The sequence below is a fragment of the Bradyrhizobium sp. Kon58 genome, from assembly GCF_055807455.1.
The window spans coordinates 699,348-721,908 of sequence record NZ_JBVVOT010000001.1 but is presented as its reverse complement, the minus strand read 5'-3'; the positions used below and the strand labels follow the sequence as shown (position 1 = coordinate 721,908).

The window sequence follows — 22,561 nt, the reverse complement described above, 5'->3', positions numbered from 1 at the left end:
ATGAAAATCGCAAGTTTCACGATCGCCGGCACCGCGAGCTTTGGCATTGTCACCGACAACGGCGTCATCGATGCCGGCAAGCGTCTCAAGGCCTATCCGACGCTGAAGATGCTGCTTGCCAAGGGATCGCTCGACGAACTGAAGAAGCTTGCCGGCGAGAAGCCCGACTACGCGCTGCAGGACGTTACGCTGCTGCCGACGGTCCCCGAGCCCGACAAGATTTTCTGCATCGGCGTCAACTACGCCACGCATCTCGCCGAGAGCGGCCATCCCACTCCGCCACACCCGATGATCTTCACCCGCTTCGCCAACAGCCAGGTCGGACATGGCCAGCCGATGATCCGGCCGCTCGAATCCGAGCGCTTCGACTATGAGGGCGAGATGGCGGTTGTCATGGGCAAGGCCGGCCGCCGCATCTCGCGCGAAGCCGCGTTGAGCCATGTCGCCGGTTATGCCTGCTACAATGACGGCAGCATCCGCGACTGGCAGCGCCACACCTCGCAATTCGCGCCCGGCAAGAATTTCGCCGGCACAGGCGGCTTTGGGCCCTGGATGGTCACGACCGACGAATTGACCGACGTCAGTAGGCAGACCTTGATCACCCGGCTCAACGGCGTCGAGGTGCAGAAGGCCCCGATCTCCGATCTCGTCTTCGATGTGCCTGCGTTGATTGCCTACTGCTCGACCTTCACCGAGCTCGCGCCAGGCGACGTCATCGTCACAGGCACGACCGGCGGTGTCGGCGCTTATCGCAATCCGCCGCTATGGATGAAGGGCGGCGACGTCGTGGAGATCGAGATCTCCGGGATCGGGATTCTCCGCAATCCCGTCAAGGACGAAGTGCCGGCTGAGGCGACGCGCGCAGCCTGATTTGGCTGCGCTCGACGACAAAAGAAGGAGATCCCTATGCCGATGCCAACGCATATCCTCCCGACCACGGTGGTCGGAAGTTATCCGCAACCGGAATGGCTGGTGAATCGCGCCATGCTGTCGAAGGTGGTGCCGCGCACGCGCCTGCACGACATGTGGCGGCTGCCAGCGGAACATCTGGAGGAGGCCCAGGACGATGCGACGATCGTCGCGATCCGCGACATGGAGCGCGCCGGCATCGATATCGTGACCGATGGCGAAATCCGCCGCGAGAGCTACTCCAACCGCTTCGCCACGGCGCTCGACGGTATCGACGGAGACAATCCCGCGATGATCGTGGCGCGCACCGGCAACACCCAGACCCCGGTGCCGCGCGTCGTCGGGCCGGTGAAGCGCAAGGGGCCGGTCGAGCTGCACGACATGCAGTTCCTGCGCAGGAACACCGATCGTGCAGCGAAGATCACGCTGCCGGGTCCGTTCACCATGAGCCAGCAGGCCAAGAACGAGTTCTACAAGGACGACGAAGAACTCGCGATGGCCTTGGCCGAGGCCGTCAATGCCGAGGCGCTCGATCTGCAAAGAGCAGGCGCAGACGTGATCCAGCTCGACGAGCCCTGGGTGCGGAACAATCCGGATTCCGCCAAGCGCTACGCCGTCAAGGCGATCAACCGCGCTTTGAAGGGCATCACGGTGCCGACGGTCGTGCATCTCTGTTTCGGCTATGCGGCGGTCGTGCCAGGCTCGAACAAGCCGGCCGGCTATTCGTTCCTCGCCGAGCTCGACGATACGACTGCCGACCAGATCTCGATCGAGGCGGCGCAGCCGAAACTCGACCTCGGTGTTCTGAAGGACCTCTCGTCAAAGAAGATCATGCTCGGTGTGCTCGACCTCGCAGACCCCCAGATCGAGAGCGTCGACACGGTCGCCGACCGCATTCGTAACGGCCTGAAATATGTGTCGCCCGATCGTCTCGTTCCGGCGCCCGATTGCGGCATGAAATACATGCCACGCGCCGTCGCGTTCGGGAAATTGAAGGCGATGTGCGATGCGGCGGCCAAGGTTCGGCAGGAGCTTGGTTGACGAGGTTCGAGCCGTTCGCCAGCAAATGCACGATCTGCTCTGGTCCGCGTCAGACCCAGCCGCCATCGACGATGTAGTGCTGGGCTGTGCAGGCGGAAGCCTCGTCCGAAGCGAGGAAGATGGTGAACTTCGCGACCTCGTCCGGGACGAGTTTGCGCTTCAGGCATTGTCGTTGCATCAGCTCGACTTCGCCCTGTGGCGTCATCCATTTGTCGAGCTGGCGCTCAGTCATGATCCATCCCGGCGCTATCGCGTTCACGCGGATGTTGTAGGCGCCGTAATCGCGGGCCAGAGAGCGCGTGAGACCGATCACGCCTGATTTGCTGGCGGTGTAGGCGGCCATGCCGCCTTGTCCGGCGATCCACGACACCGAACCGAAATTGACGATGGCGCCGGCGTTCGCCGCCTTCATGTCCGGCAACACGGCCTGCGCAGCAAAGAACTGGTGCTTCAAGTTGACCGCGATACGGTTGTCCCAATATTCCGGTGTCATTTCCTCGGTGCTGTGCCGCTCGTCATGCGCGGCATTGTTGACGAGGATGTTGATTGCGCCGTGCATGTTGCGCGCCTCCGCGACGCCGGCACGTAACGCGGCGATATCGGTCAAGTCGACCCGCATGAAACGCGCGCCAAGACCTTGATCCGACAGCTCGCGTGCCAGGGATTGGCCCTCGTCGACTTTGATGTCGAAGAACACGACATTGGATTTCTGCTGGGCGAAGCGCCGCACGATCGCAGCGCCAATTCCAGATGCGCCCCCGGTGACGAGAACGACCTTGCCGGCGAGGTCGGAATAAACGGCAGCCATGGATATCCCTCGATTTGCGTTGGGGCAGCGCGACGCGCCGCCCGACTCTCGCGCGCACCTTAGCGATCTCCTTCGTGAGGTGCATAGATCAGAATTTCAGTTGCGTACCTCAAAAATCGAAGGCAGGATTGCACCAAGAATAAGAGCCGTTGGGAGGAATGTGATGAGACTGCTCGGGAAACTGGGACTGGCCGTTGTCGCATGCCTGCTCGGAGCGACACTCGCTGCGGCCGATACGACGGTGAAATGGCTGCACATCGAGGCCAACCCGGCCCAGGTCAAAATCTGGGAGGAGGTCGCGCGCGCCTATGAGGGGTCGCATCCGGGCGTCAAGGTCGAGATGCAGTTCCTAGAGAACGAGGCCTACAAGGCCAAGCTGCCGACCATCCTGCAATCCAAAGACCGGCCCAACATCATCTACAGCTGGGCCGGCGGTGTCCTGAAGACGCAGATCGAGGCCGGCGTGCTCGACGACATCACCGATTCTGTGAAGGGCTACAGCGACAATCTCACACCCGCGGCGCTCGCCGCCTTCACCAGCAACGGCCGGGTTTATGGTCTGCCCACGGCGCTCTCGCAGGTCGGCTTCCTCTGCAACAAGGAGCTGATGGCCAAGGCGAAGGTCGATCCTGCCGGGATCAAGAGCTGGGACGATCTGCTTGCTGCCGTGAAGGCGTTGAAATCCGCCGGTGTGACCCCGATCGTGGTCGGCGGCGCCGACAAATGGCCGCTGCACTTCTACTGGACGCATCTTGCGGTGCGCATCGGCGGCAAGGCGGCGTTCGATGCGGCGCTGCGCGGCGAGAACGGCGGCTTTGCCGGGGAAACCTTCCAGAAATCCGGCGAGCTGTTCAAGCAGCTCGTCGATCTCCAGCCGTTCCAGAATGGCTTCCTGGGTTTCAAGAACCCGCAGGCGGTCGGCTATTTCGGCGACGGCAAGGCGGCGATGACGCTGGCGATCAGCACGGTCTATCATCTGCAACGCGCTCTCGCCGCCGACAAGGTCGGATTGACCGAAGACAAGATGTGCTGGTTCGACTTCCCGGTCGTGACCGGCGGCAAAGGTGCGCCGACCGATACGCTCGGCGGCATCACCGGTTGGCTGATTACGAAGGGCTCGCCCAAGGAGGCTGTCGATTTCCTGAAATACTTCGTCTCCAAAGAGGTGCAGACGCGGCTTGCCGCCGGCAACTTCATCATCCCGGTGGTGCAGGGCGCGGACGCAGGGCTGAACAACAGCTTCATGAAGCTGATTGCCGCCAATCTGGCGAAGTCGAACTACCACCAGAACTTCTATGACCAGAGCCTGGGTCCGTCGGTCGGCCGCGTCGTCAACGACGTCACGGCCGAAATCGCCGGCGGCAGCATGAGCCCGCAAGAGGCTGCCAAGGCGATCGAGGCGGCGTGGAAGCAGGGCAACTGACGGTGGCGCGGCGGACCGCGAGCGTGTCGGCGATCGGCGCTGCTGGCGAGATGGTGCCCCAGGTCACGGTCCGTGGCCCGAGTTGGGACGGCAGGCTGACGGTGCTCATCCTATTCCTGCCGCCGGCGCTGCTATTGTTCACGTTGTTCGTTGTGCTTCCGATCGGCGAAGCAGCCTGGTATTCGGGCTTCAATTGGAACGGGTTCGGCAGGCCGACCAACTGGATTGGCTTGGACAATTACCGCTTCGTGCTGGAGACCCGCGCCTTCTGGCTCGCGCTGCGTAACAACGGGCTGATCATCGCTGTTTCGCTCGCCATCCAGCTGCCGCTTGCGCTCACCTTGGCCGTGATGCTCGCCGAGCGCTTTCGAGGGGCGGTGGCGCTGCGCATGTTGTTCTTCATGCCTTATATCCTGGCGGAGATCGCGACCGGGCTGATCTTCAGCTTCGTCTATGATGGCGACTACGGCCTTGTGGCGTCGATCTGGCGCAGCTTCGGCGCCGAGCCTCCGCATCTGCTTGCCTCGACCGATACGGCCATGCTGGCGGTGCTGATCGTGATCGTGTGGAAGTACTTTGGCTTCCACATGATGCTGTTCATCGCGGCGCTCCAGGGCCTCGACAAGAGCCTGGTCGAGGCGGCGCGCATCGACGGCGCGACCCGATCGCAAGCCTTGCGGCATGTGGTCATCCCGTTGCTCTATCCGACGATAAGGCTCTCCGTGTTCTTTGCTATCGTCGGTTCGCTGCAGCTGTTCGATCTCGTCATGCCCTTGACGCGCGGCGGGCCGGCAGATTCCTCGAACACGATGGTGAGCTTCCTCTACAACAACGGCATCTCGCGCATGCGGGTCGGCTACGGCAGCGCCATCGGCGTCATCCTGTTTGCGATCTGCGTGACCTTTGCCTTCACCTACAAGCGATGGTTCATGCGCGATGAGTAACGCCAGAATCATCCGCGCACCGTTCGATCCCTCGATGCTGTTCAAGATGGTGTTCCTCGCCGTCGTTGCCATCATCGTCATGGTGCCGCTGCTCGCGACCTTGTTCGGTGGCTTCAAATCGCTCGGCGAACTGCGCGTCAATCCGTTTGGCTTGCCACGTCACTGGGAGTGGCAGAACTATGCTGATATCCTGTTCTCTGCACGCTACTGGCAGCTCTTGCGCAACTCGCTGATCATCTCGACACTCACAGTGGCCTTGACCCTGATCATCGCCTCGATGGCGGCGTTCACCTTCGCCCATATCAGGTTCTACGGCAGCTCGATGCTGCTGAGCTACCTGACGCTGGGCTTGCTGTTTCCAGCCGCGACAGCGGTGCTGCCGCTCTTCATCAAGGTGCGCGATCTCGGATTGCTCGATACATATTTTGGTGTTGCCCTGCCGCAGGCGGCCTTCGGTCTTGCGATGAGCGTGCTGCTGCTGCGGCGTTTCTTCAAGGACATCCCGTACGAGCTGCTGGAGGCCGCGCTGGTCGACGGCTGCAGTTATATCAAATTCTTCCGCTATGTGACCTTGCCGTTGTCGCGGCCGATCCTGGCGACCGTCGGTACCATCACCTTCGTCAACAGCTGGAATGCCTATCTGCTGCCGCTGGTGATGCTCAACACCGACGCGCTCTATCCCTGGCCGCTCGGTATCATGGTTTATCAGGGCGAGTATTCGTCCGAGTGGCATCTGATCCTTGCCTTCATCACCTTGACTATCCTGCCGACGATCATTCTCTTCCTCCTGGCGCAGAAACACATCGTCGCAGGCCTCACCGCCGGCGCGGTCAAGGGATGAACGGCACCTCACGGAGATCACAATGAGAAAAGTCGGCATCGGCATCATCGGCTGCGGCAATATCAGCACCGCTTATCTGAAGGCGGCCCAGCGCTTCCCGGTCATGGAAATCAAGGCGCTCGCCGATATGCGCAGCGACATCGCAGAGCGGCAGGGCGCCGCCTTCGGGCTGCCGGCGATGCGGGTTGATCAACTGCTCAAGCGGGACGATGTCGAGATCGTCATCAATCTCACCGTGCCACTCGCCCACACTGACGTCAGCCTCGCAGTACTGAACGCCGGCAAGCACGTTCATTCCGAGAAGCCGCTCGGCATCAACGTCACGGAAGCCCGCAAGGTGATGGACCTCGCCGCGCAAAAGAGTGTTCGCGTCGGCTGCGCGCCCGATACGTTCCTTGGTGGTGGGCACCAGACCGCGCGCAAGCTGATCGACGATGGCGCGATCGGCACGCCTGTGGCCGGCAGCGCGTTCTTCGGCTGCCCCGGCCACGAGCGTTGGCATCCGGCGCCGGGTTTCTACTATTTGCGCGGCGGCGGGCCCATGCTTGACATGGGTCCGTACTACATCACCGATCTCGTGCAGCTGCTCGGCCCGGTGGCGAGCGTGATGGGCTCGACCGCGCGTCCGAAATCCGAGCGGCTGGTCACCAGCCATCCGATGAACGGAACGCTGATCCCGGTCGAAGTCTCGACCCATATCGCCGGCACGCTGGAATTCGAGAGCGGAGCGGTGGTCTCGATCGCGATGAGCTTTGATGTGCCGAAGCACCGGCACGCGCCGATCGAGATCTATGGCGACAAGGGCAGCATGCTGGTGCCCGATCCGAACCGCTTCGGCGGGGAGGTGCAGGTCGCGAAGACCGGCGGCGAATGGGAGCCGGTGCCGCTAACCCACGGTCATGTCGATGGCGAGTTCCGTTCCATCGGCGTCGCCGACATGGCCTCCGCGATCCTGAACAACCGGCCGCATCGTGCCAGCGGTGCGCTCGCGTTCCACGTGCTGGAGGTGATGGAAGCGTTCCAGACCTCTGCCGACGAAGGGCGACGCGTCAAGATCGAGAGCTGCGTCGAGCGGCCGGCGATGCTGCCGGCCGGGCGTGAAACCGGACAGATCGACTAAGGACAGAAACATGCGCAAGGCACTGATTGTATGGGGCGGCTGGCCGGGACACGATCCCGATCTCTGCGCTTCGATGATCCGCGGCTGGCTGAAGGCGGAAGGCTTCGAGGTGCGGATCGAAACCACCACCGCCGCGTTCGCCGATCCCGCGATCCACGACCTGTCGCTGATCATCCCGATCTATACCATGTCGACAATCGAGAAGGCGGAAGCGCTCAATCTCTGCGCTGCGGTCCGTAGCGGCGTCGGGCTCGCCGGTCATCATGGCGGCATGGGCGACGCATTCCGCGATTCCGTCGATTACCAGTTCCTGTGCGGCGGGCAGTGGGTTGCGCATCCCGGCAACATCATCGACTACAAGGTCGACTTGACGAAGCCGGATGATCCCATCATGAAGGGCCTGAAGAGTTTCGAGCATCGTTCCGAGCAATACTACATGCATGTCGACCCCGCCAACGAGGTGTTGGCGACGACGACCTTCACTGGCGAGCACGCGCCCTGGATCGAGGGCGTGGTGATGCCCGTGGTTTGGAAGAAGCGATACGGCGCGGGCAGGGTGTTCTATTCCTCGCTCGGCCACCGCGCTTACGAGCTCGACGTACCGGAGATCCGGACGTTGATGACCCGTGGCATGTTGTGGGCGGCGCGCGAATGAATGCTGGTGCGACCCAGTCGGTGGTTCGCGCTACGCTTGAGGACGTCGCGCGCACGGCGGGTGTTTCGCTCGCCACCGTCGACCGCGTCGTCAACCGGCGCGAGGGCGTGCGCGCGAAGACCGTGGCGCGGGTCGAGGCCGCGGTGGCAAAACTCGGCTATCGTGCCGACGTCGCGGCCGCTCGGCTTGCCCGGGGGCAGACGTTCCGCTTTGCCTTCGTGCTGCCGACTGGGAGCAACAGCTTCATGACAAACCTGACCGAGCAGGTCCAGCGCACCGCGGACTGGCTCGCCGGCCAGCGCGGCTTCATTGATATCCTCCGTGTTGACGTGTTCGATCCGGACGTACTCGCCGCCGCGCTGGAAAGTCTCTCGCCCGCCTATCAGGGCGTCGCCGTGATCGCGCTCGATCATCCCAGGGTGCGCGCGGCGATCGACGAACTCACTGCGCGCGGGGTCGCTGTGGTGACCCTTGTGTCGGACGCGCCGAGCTCGCGCCGCCTGCACTATGTCGGCATCGACAACCCGGCGGCAGGCCGCACGGCTGCAACGCTGATGGGACGGTTCCTCACTGGTCGCGAGGGGACGGTTGCCGTGATCGCAGGGTCGTTGTCACTGCGCGATCACACCGAACGGCAATTCGGCTTCCACCAGATCCTGTCCAGCGAATATCCGAACCTGATCGCGCTGCCGGTGATCGAGGGCCGCGACGACAGCGAGCGCACGCGGGAGCTCACTGCGGCGCTGCTCGCGCGCCAGCCCGATCTGCGCGGCATATACTGCTGCGGCGCCGGGAACCGTGGCATCGCCGACGCGCTCGAGGCCTCGGGACGGACGCGTGAGGTGGTCTGGATTGCCCACGAGCTGACTCAATACACGCGGCGTTTCCTGGTCCGCGGCACGCTCGATGCCATCATCAACCAGGATCCCGGCCACGAGGCCCGGTCCGCAGCGCGAGTTCTGCTCGCGCATTGTTCGGGTGAGCCCATCAGCCCCGACCAGGAGCGCATCCGCATCGACATTTTTTTGCGAGACAATCTGCCGTAGCCTCGACTGGCCTGCGGGGTACATCAGAAGCTCGCGGCCATTACGGCCAGACGTTGGTGCGCTCTTTCGCGGGCCGCCTCGATCGGCTGTTGCCGTCCGGTGGTTGGCCCGATCGGAATGAAACGGACATTGTTGATGCCGACAAAACGCAAAATTTCGCGCAGGTAAGGCGTTGCCATGTCGATGCGCCCGCGGTTCATGCCGGTGGCGAAATCGCTGCCACTGGCAAGGATGACGATGGTCGGCCGGTCCTTCAGCAGCGGAACATACCCTACCGAAGGGTCGAACCGAAAGGTGAGCCCGGGCTGGACGATGACGTCGAGGAATTGCTTGAGCTTATAGGGAATGCTGAAGTTCCACATCGGCGTCGAAATCAGCACCCGCTCGGCGAGCGCTAAGCGCACCGCCATCCGCTCGGCTTCCGCGAAGCTGTCCCGCTGCGCGTCGTTGAAGGCTTGCGCCTTCATCCGTGCATATTTGGCTTCGACAATGGGACCTGAAAACTCCGGCAGGCGCTCCTGCCAGAGATTCATGACATCCACGTCCCAATCGGGCCGAGCTTGGCGAAAGCCATCGAGGAAAACGCGGGCGCCGGCACTTGACCAGGAGTCGTCGCGGGGCGAGCAGGACAGGTGCAGGAGCTTCGCCACTGCTCATTCCAGCGCTTTGATGACCGCATCGGCCTTGGTCACGACGGCGACGTTCTGCATGGCGAAGTTGATCGAGGCAGCGTGCCAATCGGCATTCATGGTCGAGCAGCAATCCTCAGGAACGATCATGAAGTAGCCCTTGTCGGCGCCGGTCCGCGCCGTGTGCTCGACCGACATGTTGGTCCAGGCGCCGGTGTTGATGATCATATCGCGACCGGTGGCTTTCAGAATCGTTTCGAGCCTGGTGCCTTCCCAGGCGCTCATGCGCACCTTCTCGACCACGAAATCGCCGGGCCGTGGTTCGAGACCTGACACCGGTGCCGCCCCCCAGCTTCCGCGCACCATCGCCTTGCTGTCGACAAGACCCTCGAACAGCGGCGCATTCAGAGTCACGCCGGGCGCGCCGGGCTCGACGACGAACCAGACATGGATGATGGCGACGCCGCGGGCGCGCGCGGTTTCTGCCAGGCGGCGAACGTTCTCGACGACATGCTGCTGCTTCGCGTGACCCGGTGCGCCGGAATCGGCGAATGCACCACCGTCCATGATGACGTCGTTCTGGAGGTCCTGGATGATCATGGCACAGCGTCGCGGGTCGATCTGCATCTCGCCGTCGGCAAGGACGGGTGCAGCGGAAGCAGAGCCGGGAGCCGCTGTGCCGCCGCCTCGCTTGCCGCTCATATAGGGCTCGTGGCGCGGTCCGACCTTGGTGGGAATGGCATAGACCGAGTGCGTCGAAGTCAGGTACAGCGTACGGAAATCCGGACCGCCCCAGGTAAGGTTCGCCACGAGCTCAGGAAGGCGGAGCTTGCCCAGCAGCTCGCTCCGCGGCGAATACACCCAGACCCCGCCGGGTGCCGTAACCCAGACGTTGCCGTGCTGGTCGCACTTCATGCCGTCGGGCAAGCCGGGTTCGAGCTCGGAGCGGATGCCGCTCGCGAACACACGCGCACTCGACAGCGAGCCGTCGCCGTTGACGTCGAATACGCGGATCAGTGCCTGCACGGTGTCGTTGACATAGAGCAGTTTCTCGTCGGGCGAAAAGCACAGCCCGTTCGGCTGGTCGAACAGATTGCGCTCGACGACGAGCTTCGGCTCGGCGCCGAGCGCGACGCGATAGACGCCCTGGAAGCCGAGCTGCCTCGGCCGCTCGACGCCATAGACCGGCATGCGGCCATACCAGGGATCCGAGAAATAGATCGCGCCGGAGGAGTGCACGCAGACGTCGTTGGGGCTGTTGAGCTCCAGTCCCCCAAAGTGCGAGGCCAGCACCTCGCGCCGCCCGTCCGGCCGCTCGCGGATCAACGACGATGTCGCGTGCTCGCAAACGATCAAATTGAGCTCGGCGTCATAGGTCATGCCGTTGCATTTGTTCGAGGGACGCTTGACCTCGGCGACGCCGCGCCGCGCATCCCAGCGCCGGCGCACGTCGCCCGGCATGTCCGAGAACAGCAGATAATGATCGACCGGATGCCAGATCGGTCCCTCCGTAAAGTCAAAACCGGTGCCGATCTGCGCGACTGGCGCGTAAGGATCGATCAGGGTCTCGAATTCGGAACGCAAGGTGACGTGCGTCATCGGTCGATCCTCTGGCGTCTAGGCCGGAAACCAGTTGCGCTGGGGCAGGGATTGCACGATCGGTCCAGGAACCTGGTCGTGCAGCCGGCCGACGACGTTGCCGCCTTCGATCTTGGCTGGACGGTCGTGGACCGGCAGCAGATAGCGTGAATTGCTGAGCAGCTTTTTGATGGCGGCCTTCTCGGCCCGCTTGGTGGTGCCGTGATTTCCCGTGGTGCGCGGCTCCCAGTCGTGGATCTCGTTGAAGGGCGTCACGATCTGGTCGTTGAAATCGTAGATCACGTCGCCGCAGATGGTGGCGATGCCGTCGGCGGTTTCGACGATGATGTTCATTGAGCCTTCGGTATGCGCATTCGCGGCGTCGCAGTAGACGCCCGGCATCAGCTCGATGGGACCTGTGATCTCGAGATCGAGAAAGCGCAGCGCACTCTTGGTGTGCAGACGGTCGATCAGATGCTTGATATCCGGTGCCGGATATTGCGGATGCATCAGGCCGGACACGGAATATTCGAGCTCGCGGCGGTTGAGGACGACGGTCGTATTCATCGGAAACAGATCGTCCTTGCCGGCATGGTCGATGTGCAAATGGGTGTGGCAGACGAAACGCACATCGCCCATCCGCACGCCGTGCCGCGCAAGCTGGTTCTCGATCATGTGCTCGTGATACTGCAGGCCGCGCATCCCCAGCGTTTCCATGATCTGGTTGGAGCGATAACCGGTATCTACCACGACAGGATATTTGCCTCCGAGGATCAGGAAGCCGAGTGTGAGGACACGGCGGGTGCGGCCGCAGTCGTGGCCGAGAACCAGAAAGCTCGATTCCAGCTCGATATCGCCGTAGTCCAGGATCTTGATTTCCAGCGGCATTCCGTCCCTCCCTGTGTCCGTTCTCGTTCGTTCCCTCGGCGCTCAGAGCCGATAGACGCGCATGGCGGTGGTTCTGAAAATGGCTTCGTGCTGATCATCGCGCAGCGGCGCGGCGGCGGCACGGAACGCATCGATCAGCTCGCGATAGCTGGTCCACAATTTCTCGATGGGAAAATTCGAGCCGAACAGGCAGCGTTCAGCGCCGAAGATCGCGATCGTATCGATCAGGACGGATGCGATATGCGCGGCCTCGTTGCGGTGGATGAAGGTTCCGAGCCCCGACAGTTTCGAAACGACGTTCGGGCATGCGGCGAGACGGGCCATCCCGGCGCGCCACGCGGCGCGGCCTGCAGGTGAAAGGTCCTCCAGCATGCCGGCGTGCTGGAGGATGAAGGTCACCTTCGGGCAGGCTTCCGCAAGGTGTGCGGCGTCCGGCATCTGCGGCGTGAACACCTGAAGGTCAAAGCTCCAGCCATAGTCCGCAAGGCGGGCGATATTGCGCTGGATCACGGGATCGGTGCAGAGGTCCGGCCGCACGGCAAAGCGATAAAGCGGGTTCTCGTGCCAATGCAGTTGCATGCGGACGCCGCGTACCAGGGAATAGCGCTTCAGGCGGTCGAGCTGTGGACGCACGTCGTCCACTGAAAAATCGGCGTAAGCCACGATGGCATGCGGCCAGCCGTGCTCCTCGGCGGTTTGCTGCACCCAGGCGGCCTCGTCCTCGAAGCGGTCATTGGCCCAGTTGGTCTGGACATAGACTGAGCGGGTAACCCCGCTGCCTTCGATGTCGCCGAGATATTCCTCGATCGGGTAATCGCGCCGGATCGGCTCGTACGGACCGAAGATGCGCGGCTGCATCGGACCCACCAGCCAGGGCAGGTCGGCCTGACGCCAGATATGATGGTGCCCATCGACGATGTCCGTCACGCAACTCTCCTTTGTCCCAGCGCCAGCACATGCGCGACGATCGAGGCGCTCGATCCGCCATCGACGAGGTCGTCGACGAAGCGCTCGATCGCGACCAGCGCTTCGGTCTGCGGACGAAAGTCGGGACCGGACGCGAGCGGCGTCAGCCAGCTCACGCGCCACGCACGGCGCGATAGTTTCGCGACCGCATCGCGCAACGCATCGGGTTCGCCCCGCTCCAGGCCATCGGAAACGATGACTACGGCGGCGCCCCGCGCGTATCCACCGAAGCGGGGCACGGCGAGAAAGGCCTGAAGCGCGTCGCCGATCCGGGTGCCGCCGTCCCAGTCGCTGACCACATAGGCTGCGGCCTTGAGCGCCTGCTCTCGGCGTTTGAGATGCAACGGGCGGGTGATGCGGGTCAGCCGCGTGCCGAAGGTGAAGACCTCGACGTTGGGCGCCGCCTGCACCAGCGTGTGCGCGAACTTCATATTCTCTTCGGTCCGGGTCTTCATCGATCCGGAGACGTCAATCAGGAGCAACACCTTGCGTGGGCGCTGCCGCCGCTTCAAACGCCCCAGCCGGAGGATTTCGCCGTCGCTGCGAACGGAGTCGCGTAAGGTGCGGCGCAAATCCGCGTAGGGCCCGCTGCGAGCCCGCATGCGGCGATGGCCGCGCCGCTTCGGCAGACGCCTGGGCGCCTCGCGGGCAAGCCGGCGCAGCGCATCGGTGGTCGAGAGCTGCGCAAAGCGGCGCTCGACCAGCGCTTCGGCGCGCGCAGCTGCGAGACCGGACTCGTTGGCCTCGTCCGACAGCAGCGCCTCGTCGTTTCCACGGGTCTCCTCTTGCAGCCGAACCGTCTCCTCGTCCTCACCGTCATCGACGCGCTCGATGGCCTCGTTTCCGCGAAAGTGCAGATCGAACAGCCGGTCGAACGTTGCGCGACGCTCCGGGGGAGGGGCCAGTGTCGCGAGGGCTGCCTGCCGAATGTCCTCCAGGCCGCGGGGACCGAGCAACTGGATCGCGGCCAGGAACGAGGTCGTCTGTTCCGGTGCGACGGCAAACCTGTTCGTTCGCAACAACCCGACGAAGGTGATGAAGACGCGCGCAGCACGCGGCAGTTCGGGTTCGGCGCTCATGCAGAGGCCTCCGCCAGCAGGGCGTCCAGGCGCGGCGAAATGAAGTGCAGATCCTCCTCGTCTTTCAGGGCAACGCCGATCGAGCGCCTGAAGGCATCGGGCCAGCGTGCGCCGCCCTGGTGCAACAGCGTGGCGGCCTCAGCCCAATCGACGGCCTCGGCGATCCCGGGCGCCTTGCTGAGCGGCTCGCGTCGCAGCTTCTCGACGGCCGCGACGACGGCCCGCGCGGTCCCCTCGGCGACGCTGGAGGCCCGCATCATCACGATGCGCGCTTCGCGCTCCGCCGAGGGATAGTCGATCCAGTGATAGACGCACCGCCTCCGCAACGCTTCATGAAGATCCCGCGTGCGGTTTGAGGTGAGGACGACGACCGGGCGCTCAGAAGCGCGCACCGTGCCGCGCTCCGGGATCGAGATTTGAAAGTCGGATAGAAACTCGAGCAGGAAGGCCTCGAATTCCTGGTCGGCGCGATCGATTTCGTCGATCAGCAGCACAGTCGAGTCAGGCGCACGCAGCGTCGCCAGCATCGGTCGCTCGATCAGAAACGTTTCGCCGTAGATGTCGATGCTCTCATCACCGGCCTGGCGGATGGCGAGCATCTGGCGCGGATAGTTCCATTCGTAGAGTGCGGCGGACGCGTCGATGCCTTCGTAGCATTGCAGGCGGATCAGGCGGCGGCCGAGGACGGCGGCAATAGCTTTGGCGGCCTCTGTCTTGCCGACGCCCGGCGCGCCCTCGAGCAGCAATGGCTTGCCCAGCGCCAGCCCGAGATAGGCGGCGGTCGCCAGCCCCTCGTCGGCGAGGTAATAGGCGGCCCGAAGCGCCTTCTCCAGTGCCTCGGGGCTATCGATGCCGACGATGTTGCTGCGGACGGCCATCGAGACCTCAGCGCCGCGCCTGAGGGCGCGCGCCGCCCTCGGCCTTGATCGCGCGCAGCACCTTCTCCGGCGTAATCGGCAGATCGTCGATGCGGACGCCGACAGCGTTGAAGATGGCGTTCGCAACGGCCGGCAATACCGGATTCGCGCACATTTCGCCGGGGCCCTTGGCGCCGAAGGGACCATCGGGAGCGGGGCGTTCCAACACTGCGATGTCGTGGGGGCAGATGTCGCCAGGACCGGGCATCACATATTCGACGAAGTCGCGAGGGCCGTGGACAGGATCGGGATAATAGGGTTCAGGGGTCTCGTAGAGCGCGTGACTGACGCCCATCCAGGCGCCGCCGACGAGCTGTTGCTCGACCAGGCGCGGGTTGAGCGCACGGCCGAGCTCATAGGCGGAGTCCATGCGGATCATCGTGACCTCGCCGGTCTCGTCGTCGACCTCGACTTCGGCGACGAGACAGGCATGGGCGTAGCAGGTCGCAGGCGACATCTCGCCGGTCTCGGGATCGACATTGGACAGAGGAACCAGGAAGATGCCACGGCCGGCGATGGTCTTGCCTTGCTTGAACTGCGCGGCGATGGCGACGTCCTTGGTGGAGATCGAGCGGTGCGGCGCGCCCTTGACGTGGATGTTGCCACGCCCGTCGGTTTCGAGATCGGCGGCGTTGACCTCGAGTTCCTCGGCGGCGGCCTCCATCATCACGCCGCGGGCCTCGCGCGCCGCCGCCATCACGGCATTGCCGACGCGATGGGTGCCGCGCGAGGCGAACGAACCCATGCAATGCGGGCCGGTATCGGAATCGGCGGTGTCGACATGAACATCCTCGACGGGTACGCCGAGCGTCTCTGCGCAGATCTGCCGCGTGACCGACTTCATGCCTTGGCCGAGATCGATCGAGGATAGCGCCACGGTGAACTTGCCGCTCGGATTGGAATGAACCAGAGCCTGACTAGGATCGCCGCCGAGGTTCATGCCGATGGGATAATTGACCGACGCGATGCCGCGTCCGCGATGTCGGGTCATCTCAACGCCTCCTGGTGCCGAACACGGATGAGAATCGACCCGCCCCATGCGAGGGCGATGCTGGTCGCGGTGACGGCGGCGGGAAGGGCGCGGGCGGTGGGGGCTCGCGCGGCGGTTCGCGCGACGCGGCCGTCGGCAGGCGATCATAGCTCGTGCGCTGCTGCGCTGGAGCGGTCGTCCTCGCCGGGGTCTCGGCAGGTGTCCGCGGGATGGTGGCACGGCTGCCACCGCCGTCCTTGCGGGAAGAGGCGCGCTTGAACTCGTCGCGGATCGGCCATTTGGCTTTCTCCGCGGCGACCTGGACGCACTCGATCAGCGCCGTGTTCTTGGCCTCGCGCCGATGCGCCTTCATGTCACCGTCGCGATAGGCATTGAGGATGCGGAACTCCATCGGATCCATGCCGACGAGGTTCGCGAGCTTGTCCATCTGGCACTCGATCGCAAAATCCATTGCGGTGACGCCGAAGCCCCGCATAGCGGTTGCCGGCGTGCGGTTGGTGAAGACGCAGTAGACGTCGCCATAGACGTTCGGGATGGTGTAGGGCCCGGGCAGGTGGGCTGCGCATTTCACCGCGGCATAACTGGAGAGCCGCGTATATGCGCCGCTGTCGAAATATGAGCGGATCTTTCGCGCGACGACCCGGCCGTCGCGCATCACGCCGTCCTTGATGTAGATGCGCTCGGCGCCCCGCGGCGGGCCGTATTGCATCTCTTCTTCGCGTCCGAACACGTAGCGCACGGGACGTCCCGTCAGCATCGCACCCAGGATGCATAAAGGTTCGGTCAGCGTGTCGACCTTGCCGCCAAAGCCGCCGCCGACGGTGCCGCCGATGAAATGGAAGGTGTTGGAGGGGACGTCGAGAATCTTGGCGCAGGTGTCGACGGAGAAGAACAACGCCTGCGTCGATGTATAGACGACGTACCGCCCGTTGGTGTCGGGCGCCGCGATCGACCCGTTGGTTTCGGTCGGGGCGTGCTCGATAGGCGACATCTGGTAGCGCTGTTCGAGCACGTGATCGGCGGCCGCGAGTGCGGCATCGGCATCGCCGAAGCGGAGTTTTTGGTGGTCATATGTGTCGTGATAAATGAAGGCATTCTTCGGATAGGTATCGTTGACGACGGGCGCGCCGGCCTTCAGCGCATCTTCTACGTCGAACACGGCTGGCAACGGTTCATAGTCGATCCGCACCTTTGCGATCGCCTCGAACGCCTCGCGCTCGCTGTCGGCGACGATGGCCAGGATCGGCTCCCCCTTGTAGCGGACCTTGTCGACGGCCAGCGACGGCTCGTCGTCCTTGCCGAAATTGATCAGGCTCAAGAGCGTATTGAGATTGCGGGGTACGTCGGAGCCGCGGATGATCCGGCGCACGCCGGATGAGCGCTCGGCGTCAGCGGTGTCGATCCGCCGGATCCTTGCATGCGAATGGGTCGAGCGGACGACTTTCAGGTGCAGCATGCCCTGGAGCTTGTGGTCGTTGAAATAGCTCGATGTGCCCGTGACATGGCCGAGCATGTCCTGGCGCTGGGTGCCCTTGCCGATCTCGTTGAGATTATCGTCGCGCTCGTCGGCGAAGATGTCCTTGCGTAGTTCCAGCATGATCTGGTCCTTCAGGCGCTCACCCGGCCGCCGGAGGCGGCGAGGATAGCGTTGATGATCGGCTCGTATCCGGTGCACCGGCAGATGTTGCCGGAGATCGCCTCGACGATCTCGGCGTGGCTCGGGGAGGGGTTGCGATCGAGCAGCGCCTTGGCAGCCATCAGCATGCCCGGCGTGCAATAGCCGCACTGGGCGGCAAAATTCTCAGCGAAGGCGCGCTGCAGCGGATGGAGGTTCGGTCCCTGCTTCAGGCTATCCAGCGTCTCGACGGAGCGGCCGGCGACGGTCTCGGCTAGCGTCAGACAGGAGAGATGGAGCTCGCCGTCGATCAGGACGCTACAGGTGCCGCAGCCGCCCTGGCCGCAGCCGAACTTCGGCGTCATGTCACCGATCAATTCGCGGAGCGCGACGAGCAGGTTGGTGCCGCCATCGACGAAAATGGCGACATCGCTGCCGTTGTGACGAAATTGTAGGGCAGTCTTGGCCATACGATCTATTCCTGACCCAAAAGAAGACGACGCAGATGGACGCCGACGATCTCGCGGCGGTACCAGGCGCTGCCGAGCGCGTTGTCGGACGGCGATGTTCCCTCCGCAGCTGCGGAGGCTGCGGCCGCAACGGTCGCGGCATCGAGGGCGCGGCCTTCGAGAGCGCGTTCGGCCGCCCGCGCACGTATTTGCGTCGGCGCCATCGATCCCAATGCGATTCGTGCCCCGGCGATCCGTCCGCCGCTGATGGGCAGATGTGCGGCGAGCGTGATGACGGAGCCGCCCTTGGGCTTGATCCGTGCGATCTTGCGGTAGCGGAAAGCCTCCGGGCTTGTCGGTCGCGTGCAGGACACCGACAGCACGAGCGTGCCCGCCTGCCTTTCACGCGACTGCAAGAACTCCTCAATTGGAATGTCGCGCGATCCAAAGCCGCCTTGCACGGCCACCGTGGCATCGAGCGCAAGCAGGGCGACGGTGAAATCGCCATAGGGGTTGGGCGCGAACAGATTGCCGCCGACCGTACCCATGTTGCGCACCGCCGGGCCACCGATCGAGCGGGCAGGAACGTGCAGGAAAGCGAGGTCGCGCTCGCCCAGAATTCGGGCGAAAGTGACGCCAGCACCCAAGGTGATCCGTGGACCGGCTGGGTCAATCCGGGTCAAGGCTTGGTCGTTGGCGCGCACGACGGTTGAGACCGAGATGTCGCCTTCGTTCAGTGCGCGCATCACCAGCGTGCCGCCGCCGAGATAGCGCGCGTTGCGATCGGACGACAGCGCGGCGGCGGCCTCGCTCGAACTCGTGAAAGTCTTCACCGTCACAGTCATGTTGACACAGCCTCCTTGAGGTGCCGGCGGATCGCGTCGAATCCTGCCTGGTAGATATCTTCCGCGACCATGTGGGTGATCCGGTCCTTGTCCTCCGGCCGTGTCGAGAAGCGGGATTCCCAGTGCCAGAAGGTGCGGTCGCCGTCCGTCACGGGCAGCAGGCGAACGTGGGCTACGTAGTTGAACATCGGGACCGGCGTATCGAGCAGGCAATAGCTGAAGGTCTGCTCCAGATCCGACAGCGTCAGCAATTGCTCGCGCAGCTCGGAGCCGTCCTGCAGCTTAAAGCGCCTGACACAGCCGATCTTGTCTGAGGCCTGCGCACGCTCGATCGTGGAGGTCGCGACCGCCGGATGCCAACGATCGTGTCCGTTGAAGTCGCGCAGCACCGCCCACACGGAGCCGGTCGGCGCATCCAGGATCGTGCTCTTGGCGATATGCGGCACGGCGCTCAGCCTCCGAACTGGCGCTTGAGGGCGTCGAAGCCGCCCTGGAACACGCCACCGCCGATATTCGCGACGAGCTCCGCCTCCCGCTCGGGTGCGCAGTCGAACTCGGCGGTCCATTCCATGAAGGTCTGGTCGCCATCCGTGACCGGCGTCAGCCGAAGCGTCGCGACGTAGTCCTCGACCCCCATCGGGGATTCGAGGATCGAGTAGGTGCAAAACATGTCGTAATCGGACAGGCCGAGCAGCTTTTCCCGGATACGATCGCCGTTGCGCAGGCGAAAATCCCTGACGCAGCCGATCTTGTCGGAGGGCTCGCCACCCTCGATGCGGCTTTCCGCAATCGCGGGATGCCAGTTCGGCAGACCGTTGAAGTCGCGCACCCGCGCCCAGACGCGATCGTTGCGCGCGTTGACGACGGTTGAGACGTAGACCCGGGCCATGGTGCCACCTCAGCTCTTCTTCCGGGGGCTGCGCTCGGGGGGCGGCTCGCCGTCGGGCGAGGGCGCAGCACCTGGCTTCTCGCCACCGCCACCGCCGCCGCCCTTGCGTGCGGAGTCCTTGATGCCCTGCATGTCGCGAGCCTCCCGGATCAGGCCTGGCATCTTGGCGAGACTGCCGCCTTCGACGCCGATGTCCGCCAGAAGCGAGTCGATCAGCGGCGCCTGGACGCGGTAGCGCAGCGCCGAGTCGATCACCTCGTCGGTGGCGCTGCGGCCGCCATTGCCGCCATGGCCGTTGCCGTTGAGGCCATCGACCTGAAGGATGCGGATGCCCTCGATCTTCTCCATCGGCTTGACGCTCTCACGGACGATACCCTCGATGCGGTCGAGCAGCTTTCTGCGGAACAGCGAGTAGCGCGCCTGGTCGGTCAGCACGTTCTCGGCCTCGTTGAGCATCCGCTGCGCCTCGGCCTCGACTGCGGCGCGGATCCGTTCGGCTTCCGCGGCAATTCGCGTCTCCTCGGCCTGCTTCTCGGCGATCAGGATCTCCACGGTCTTGCGACGCTTCGCGATCTCGCTCTCGCGCGCGGTGATGACGCGCTCGGTGGCTTCGGTGGCATGCACCCGCGCTTCCTCGGCCGAGGCCTTGGCCGCAGATTCTTCGAGCGACTTCAGGTGGATGGCAATCGCCTTCTCCATCAAGACGGTCTCGACCTCCTTCTCGCGATTGATTTCGAGCTTGCGCAGCTCGCGCTCGCGGCCGATGCGGGCCTCGTCGAGGCCGCGATCGGAGGCGATGCGGGAGCGCTCGACCTCTTCGCGCGCGGCAATCTCGGCTTCCTGGAGCGACTGGACGCGGGCAACTTCGAGTTGTTCGATCGAACGGCGGCGTTCGATCCGCGCTGCCTCCAGCGCATGCTCGCGCGAGACGTCGGTGGTCTCGACTTCCTTGCGCGCGACAATCTCGGCCTGCCTGACCTGGCGGTCGGCGTCGATGCGCTCGGATTTCTTGGTCGAGAGCGCAATGACGCGGTCCTCGTCCGCGATCTCGATCGCCCTCTTGTGCTCGATGTTGAGGACTTCACGCTTCCTGGAGGAGGTGATGCGCTCGGCTTCGAGCGCGAGATCGACGCCGATGCGCTGGCGCTCGATGGTGTCGCGACGCTTCAGCTCGGCGGCCTCGAGCACGGCTGTGCGCTCGATCTCGAGCGCGCGCGTGTCGCGCTCGGCCTGGATACGCTCGGCTGCAACGGACTTCTCCTGCGCGATCCGGGCGGCTTCGATGGCTTCGCGTGAGGCAATGTCGGCTTCCTCGACGGCGCGGTTGCGGGCGATCTCCAGGGAGCGCACGCGCTCTTGCTGGGTGATGCGGGCAGCTTCCGTGGCTTCGCGCGCCGTGACCTCTGCGACTTCCAGCGTCTGATTGCGTTCGATCTCCAACTGCCGGGTATTCTGCTCGACCGCGATGCGCTCGACGGCGAGCCTGTGCTCGCGGGCGATGCGCGCCGCCTCGACCGCGCGCTGCGCCTCGATCTCGGCTTCCTGGATGTTACGCACCTGCTGGATCTCCAGCGCACGGGTGCGCTCATCGGATGCGATGCGCTCGACATTGACAATCATGGTCTGGGCGATGCGGGCCTTTTCGGTCGTCTCGCGGGCAGCAATCTCGGCTTCGTCCACGGCGCGGGTCCGGTCGATCTCGCGGCGCCGGGTCTCCTCTTCGTTGGCGATGCGGGCGTCGGTCACGACGCGGTCCTGCTGGATACGCGCTTTCTCGATCGCCTCGCGGGCGGTGATCTCGGCTTCCTCGATGGTCTGCATCCGCTCGATTTCGCGCTGGCGTACCTCGCGCTCGGAAGCGATGCGGCTGGTATCGATCGAGCGCTGGTTGGCGATCCGGGCCTTCTCAATCTCCTCCCGTGCCAGCAGCTCCTTCTCCTCGATGGTGCGGGTGCGCTCGATCTCCCGCTGGCGGGTCTCTCGCTCCGAGGCGATGCGGGCTTCGGCGATCGCCTGGTCGTTGGCGATTCGCGCCTTCTCGATAGTTTCACGGGCGGAAATCTGCGCCTGCTCGGCTTCGGTCTCGCGCAGGGCCCGCTCGCGTGCGACCTCGGTGCGTTGCAGGGCGCGGCGCATCTCGATGTCACGCTCCTGTTCGAGGCGCGCCGTCTCGCTTTCGCGTTCGATCTCGAGAGCCTGCCGCTCGGCCTCCAGGTTACGAGAGCGGATCTTGATCATCGAATCCTGCTCGATGTCGTTGCGCAGTTTGCGCTTGGCCTCGATGTCCTCCATCAGGCGGGTCAGACCTTCGGCGTCGAAGCGGTTCGAGGGGTTGAAGAATTCGAGATCGGTCTGGTCGAGATCGGTGATCGCGACTGACTCCAGCTCGAGTCCGTTCTGGGCAAGTGCCTCTGCCGCGTTCGCCTTGAGGCGGGCGACGTACTCGCCGCGCTGCTCGTGCATCTGCTCGAGGGTCATCTCCGAGGCAACGGACCGAATGGCCGAGATGAATTTGCCGGCGAGGAGGGCGTGGAGCTGTTCGGGCTCCATGGTACGGCGGCCGAGCGTGGCGGCCGCGATAGACACGGCTTCCCGGGTCGCCTGCACTCGGACATAGAAATCGGCTTCGATGTCGACGCGCATGCGGTCACGGGTGATCACGGCGTCCTGGCGGGAGCGCACGATGCCCATCGGCTGCACGTTCATGTTGACCGGCGTGTAGTCGTGGATGAACGGCAGCACGAAGGCGCCGCCGTTGATCACAACGCGCTCGCCGAGCAGGCCGGTCCGAACGAATGAGGTCTCCTTGGACGAGCGGTGATAGAGCCAGTTCACGATGTAGACGCCGACCACGATCACCACGACGGCGACGATCAACCAAAGGATCAATTCACCGACCAGAGTCCCTGACATGTTTCTCTCCCTCGA

General features: G+C 64.1%; 22 protein-coding genes. 8 read left to right on the top strand and 14 right to left on the bottom strand.

The annotated features are described in order from the left end of the window. Both AC0L20_RS03585 and AC0L20_RS03580 read left to right on the top strand, forming a co-directional pair. On the top strand, positions 1-870 hold the full coding sequence (locus tag AC0L20_RS03585; RefSeq protein ID WP_473287445.1) for a fumarylacetoacetate hydrolase family protein: 870 nt from the start codon (positions 1-3) through the stop codon (positions 868-870). Positions 871-906: 36 nt separating this feature from the next. Then, a complete protein-coding gene (locus AC0L20_RS03580) occupies positions 907-1,950 on the top strand; it encodes a uroporphyrinogen decarboxylase family protein (RefSeq protein WP_473287444.1) in 1,044 nt (347 codons plus the stop codon). A 49-nt stretch (positions 1,951-1,999) separates the two neighbouring features. Here AC0L20_RS03580 and AC0L20_RS03575 read toward each other — a convergent pair whose 3' ends face one another. Next, positions 2,000-2,758, bottom strand: a complete 759-nt coding sequence (locus tag AC0L20_RS03575; RefSeq protein WP_247407910.1) for an SDR family NAD(P)-dependent oxidoreductase — start codon at positions 2,756-2,758, stop codon at positions 2,000-2,002. 163 nt (positions 2,759-2,921) lie between these two features. On the opposite strand from AC0L20_RS03575, the gene AC0L20_RS03570 reads away from it, so the two are divergent. From AC0L20_RS03570 to AC0L20_RS03545, 6 genes are read left to right on the top strand one after another with little or no spacing between them, the layout of a single operon-like run. Next, positions 2,922-4,181, top strand: a complete 1,260-nt coding sequence (locus tag AC0L20_RS03570; protein WP_473287443.1) for an extracellular solute-binding protein — start codon at positions 2,922-2,924, stop codon at positions 4,179-4,181. 2 nt (positions 4,182-4,183) lie between these two features. Beyond that, a complete protein-coding gene (locus tag AC0L20_RS03565; protein ID WP_473287476.1) occupies positions 4,184-5,125 on the top strand; it encodes a carbohydrate ABC transporter permease in 942 nt (313 codons plus the stop codon). Beyond that, complete coding sequence (locus AC0L20_RS03560) at positions 5,118-5,966, top strand: carbohydrate ABC transporter permease (RefSeq protein ID WP_473287442.1); 849 nt, start codon at positions 5,118-5,120, stop codon at positions 5,964-5,966. Before AC0L20_RS03565 ends, AC0L20_RS03560 begins: the two co-directional genes overlap by 8 nt. 22 nt (positions 5,967-5,988) lie before the next feature. Continuing rightward, complete coding sequence (locus AC0L20_RS03555) at positions 5,989-7,086, top strand: Gfo/Idh/MocA family protein (protein WP_473287441.1); 1,098 nt, start codon at positions 5,989-5,991, stop codon at positions 7,084-7,086. Between the two features lie 10 nt (positions 7,087-7,096). After that, on the top strand, positions 7,097-7,741 hold the full coding sequence (locus tag AC0L20_RS03550; RefSeq protein WP_473287440.1) for a ThuA domain-containing protein: 645 nt from the start codon (positions 7,097-7,099) through the stop codon (positions 7,739-7,741). Then, positions 7,738-8,787: a LacI family DNA-binding transcriptional regulator gene (locus tag AC0L20_RS03545; RefSeq protein ID WP_473287439.1), complete on the top strand. Its 1,050-nt coding sequence runs from the start codon at positions 7,738-7,740 to the stop codon at positions 8,785-8,787. Before AC0L20_RS03550 ends, AC0L20_RS03545 begins: the two co-directional genes overlap by 4 nt. A 23-nt stretch (positions 8,788-8,810) precedes the next feature. On the opposite strand, the gene AC0L20_RS03540 is transcribed toward AC0L20_RS03545, so the two are convergent. From AC0L20_RS03540 to AC0L20_RS03480, 13 genes are read right to left on the bottom strand one after another with little or no spacing between them, the layout of a single operon-like run. Beyond that, a complete protein-coding gene (locus tag AC0L20_RS03540; protein ID WP_473287438.1) occupies positions 8,811-9,437 on the bottom strand; it encodes an FMN-dependent NADH-azoreductase in 627 nt (208 codons plus the stop codon). 3 nt (positions 9,438-9,440) lie between these two features. Next, positions 9,441-11,015, bottom strand: coding sequence for an isochorismatase family protein (locus tag AC0L20_RS03535; protein WP_473287437.1), 1,575 nt, complete (start codon positions 11,013-11,015; stop codon positions 9,441-9,443). An 18-nt stretch (positions 11,016-11,033) separates the two neighbouring features. Then, positions 11,034-11,882, bottom strand: a complete 849-nt coding sequence (locus AC0L20_RS03530) for an MBL fold metallo-hydrolase (protein ID WP_027569306.1) — start codon at positions 11,880-11,882, stop codon at positions 11,034-11,036. A 42-nt stretch (positions 11,883-11,924) separates the two neighbouring features. Then, positions 11,925-12,809, bottom strand: coding sequence for an amidohydrolase family protein (locus tag AC0L20_RS03525; RefSeq protein WP_473287436.1), 885 nt, complete (start codon positions 12,807-12,809; stop codon positions 11,925-11,927). Beyond that, positions 12,806-13,927: a vWA domain-containing protein gene (locus AC0L20_RS03520; RefSeq protein ID WP_473287435.1), complete on the bottom strand. Its 1,122-nt coding sequence runs from the start codon at positions 13,925-13,927 to the stop codon at positions 12,806-12,808. The genes AC0L20_RS03525 and AC0L20_RS03520 overlap by 4 nt, the downstream gene beginning before the upstream one ends. After that, on the bottom strand, positions 13,924-14,805 hold the full coding sequence (locus tag AC0L20_RS03515; RefSeq protein ID WP_473287434.1) for an AAA family ATPase: 882 nt from the start codon (positions 14,803-14,805) through the stop codon (positions 13,924-13,926). The genes AC0L20_RS03520 and AC0L20_RS03515 overlap by 4 nt, the downstream gene beginning before the upstream one ends. A gap of 7 nt (positions 14,806-14,812) precedes the next feature. Next, the gene (locus tag AC0L20_RS03510; RefSeq protein WP_473287433.1) at positions 14,813-15,835 is read right to left on the bottom strand and encodes a xanthine dehydrogenase family protein molybdopterin-binding subunit; all 1,023 of its coding nucleotides are present in this window, start codon (positions 15,833-15,835) and stop codon (positions 14,813-14,815) included. Position 15,836: 1 nt separating this feature from the next. After that, on the bottom strand, positions 15,837-17,432 hold the full coding sequence (locus AC0L20_RS03505) for a xanthine dehydrogenase family protein molybdopterin-binding subunit (RefSeq protein ID WP_473287432.1): 1,596 nt from the start codon (positions 17,430-17,432) through the stop codon (positions 15,837-15,839). Positions 17,433-17,443: 11 nt separating this feature from the next. Then, on the bottom strand, positions 17,444-17,920 hold the full coding sequence (locus tag AC0L20_RS03500) for a (2Fe-2S)-binding protein (protein WP_473287431.1): 477 nt from the start codon (positions 17,918-17,920) through the stop codon (positions 17,444-17,446). Positions 17,921-17,925: 5 nt separating this feature from the next. Further along, positions 17,926-18,744: an FAD binding domain-containing protein gene (locus AC0L20_RS03495; protein WP_473287430.1), complete on the bottom strand. Its 819-nt coding sequence runs from the start codon at positions 18,742-18,744 to the stop codon at positions 17,926-17,928. Then, positions 18,741-19,190, bottom strand: a complete 450-nt coding sequence (locus AC0L20_RS03490) for an SRPBCC family protein (protein WP_473287429.1) — start codon at positions 19,188-19,190, stop codon at positions 18,741-18,743. Before AC0L20_RS03490 ends, AC0L20_RS03495 begins: the two co-directional genes overlap by 4 nt. Before the next feature lie 5 nt (positions 19,191-19,195). Continuing rightward, positions 19,196-19,633, bottom strand: a complete 438-nt coding sequence (locus AC0L20_RS03485) for an SRPBCC family protein (RefSeq protein WP_007593021.1) — start codon at positions 19,631-19,633, stop codon at positions 19,196-19,198. A 9-nt stretch (positions 19,634-19,642) separates the two neighbouring features. Beyond that, complete coding sequence (locus tag AC0L20_RS03480; protein WP_473287428.1) at positions 19,643-22,546, bottom strand: flotillin family protein; 2,904 nt, start codon at positions 22,544-22,546, stop codon at positions 19,643-19,645. Between the last annotated feature and the right edge of the window lie 15 nt (positions 22,547-22,561).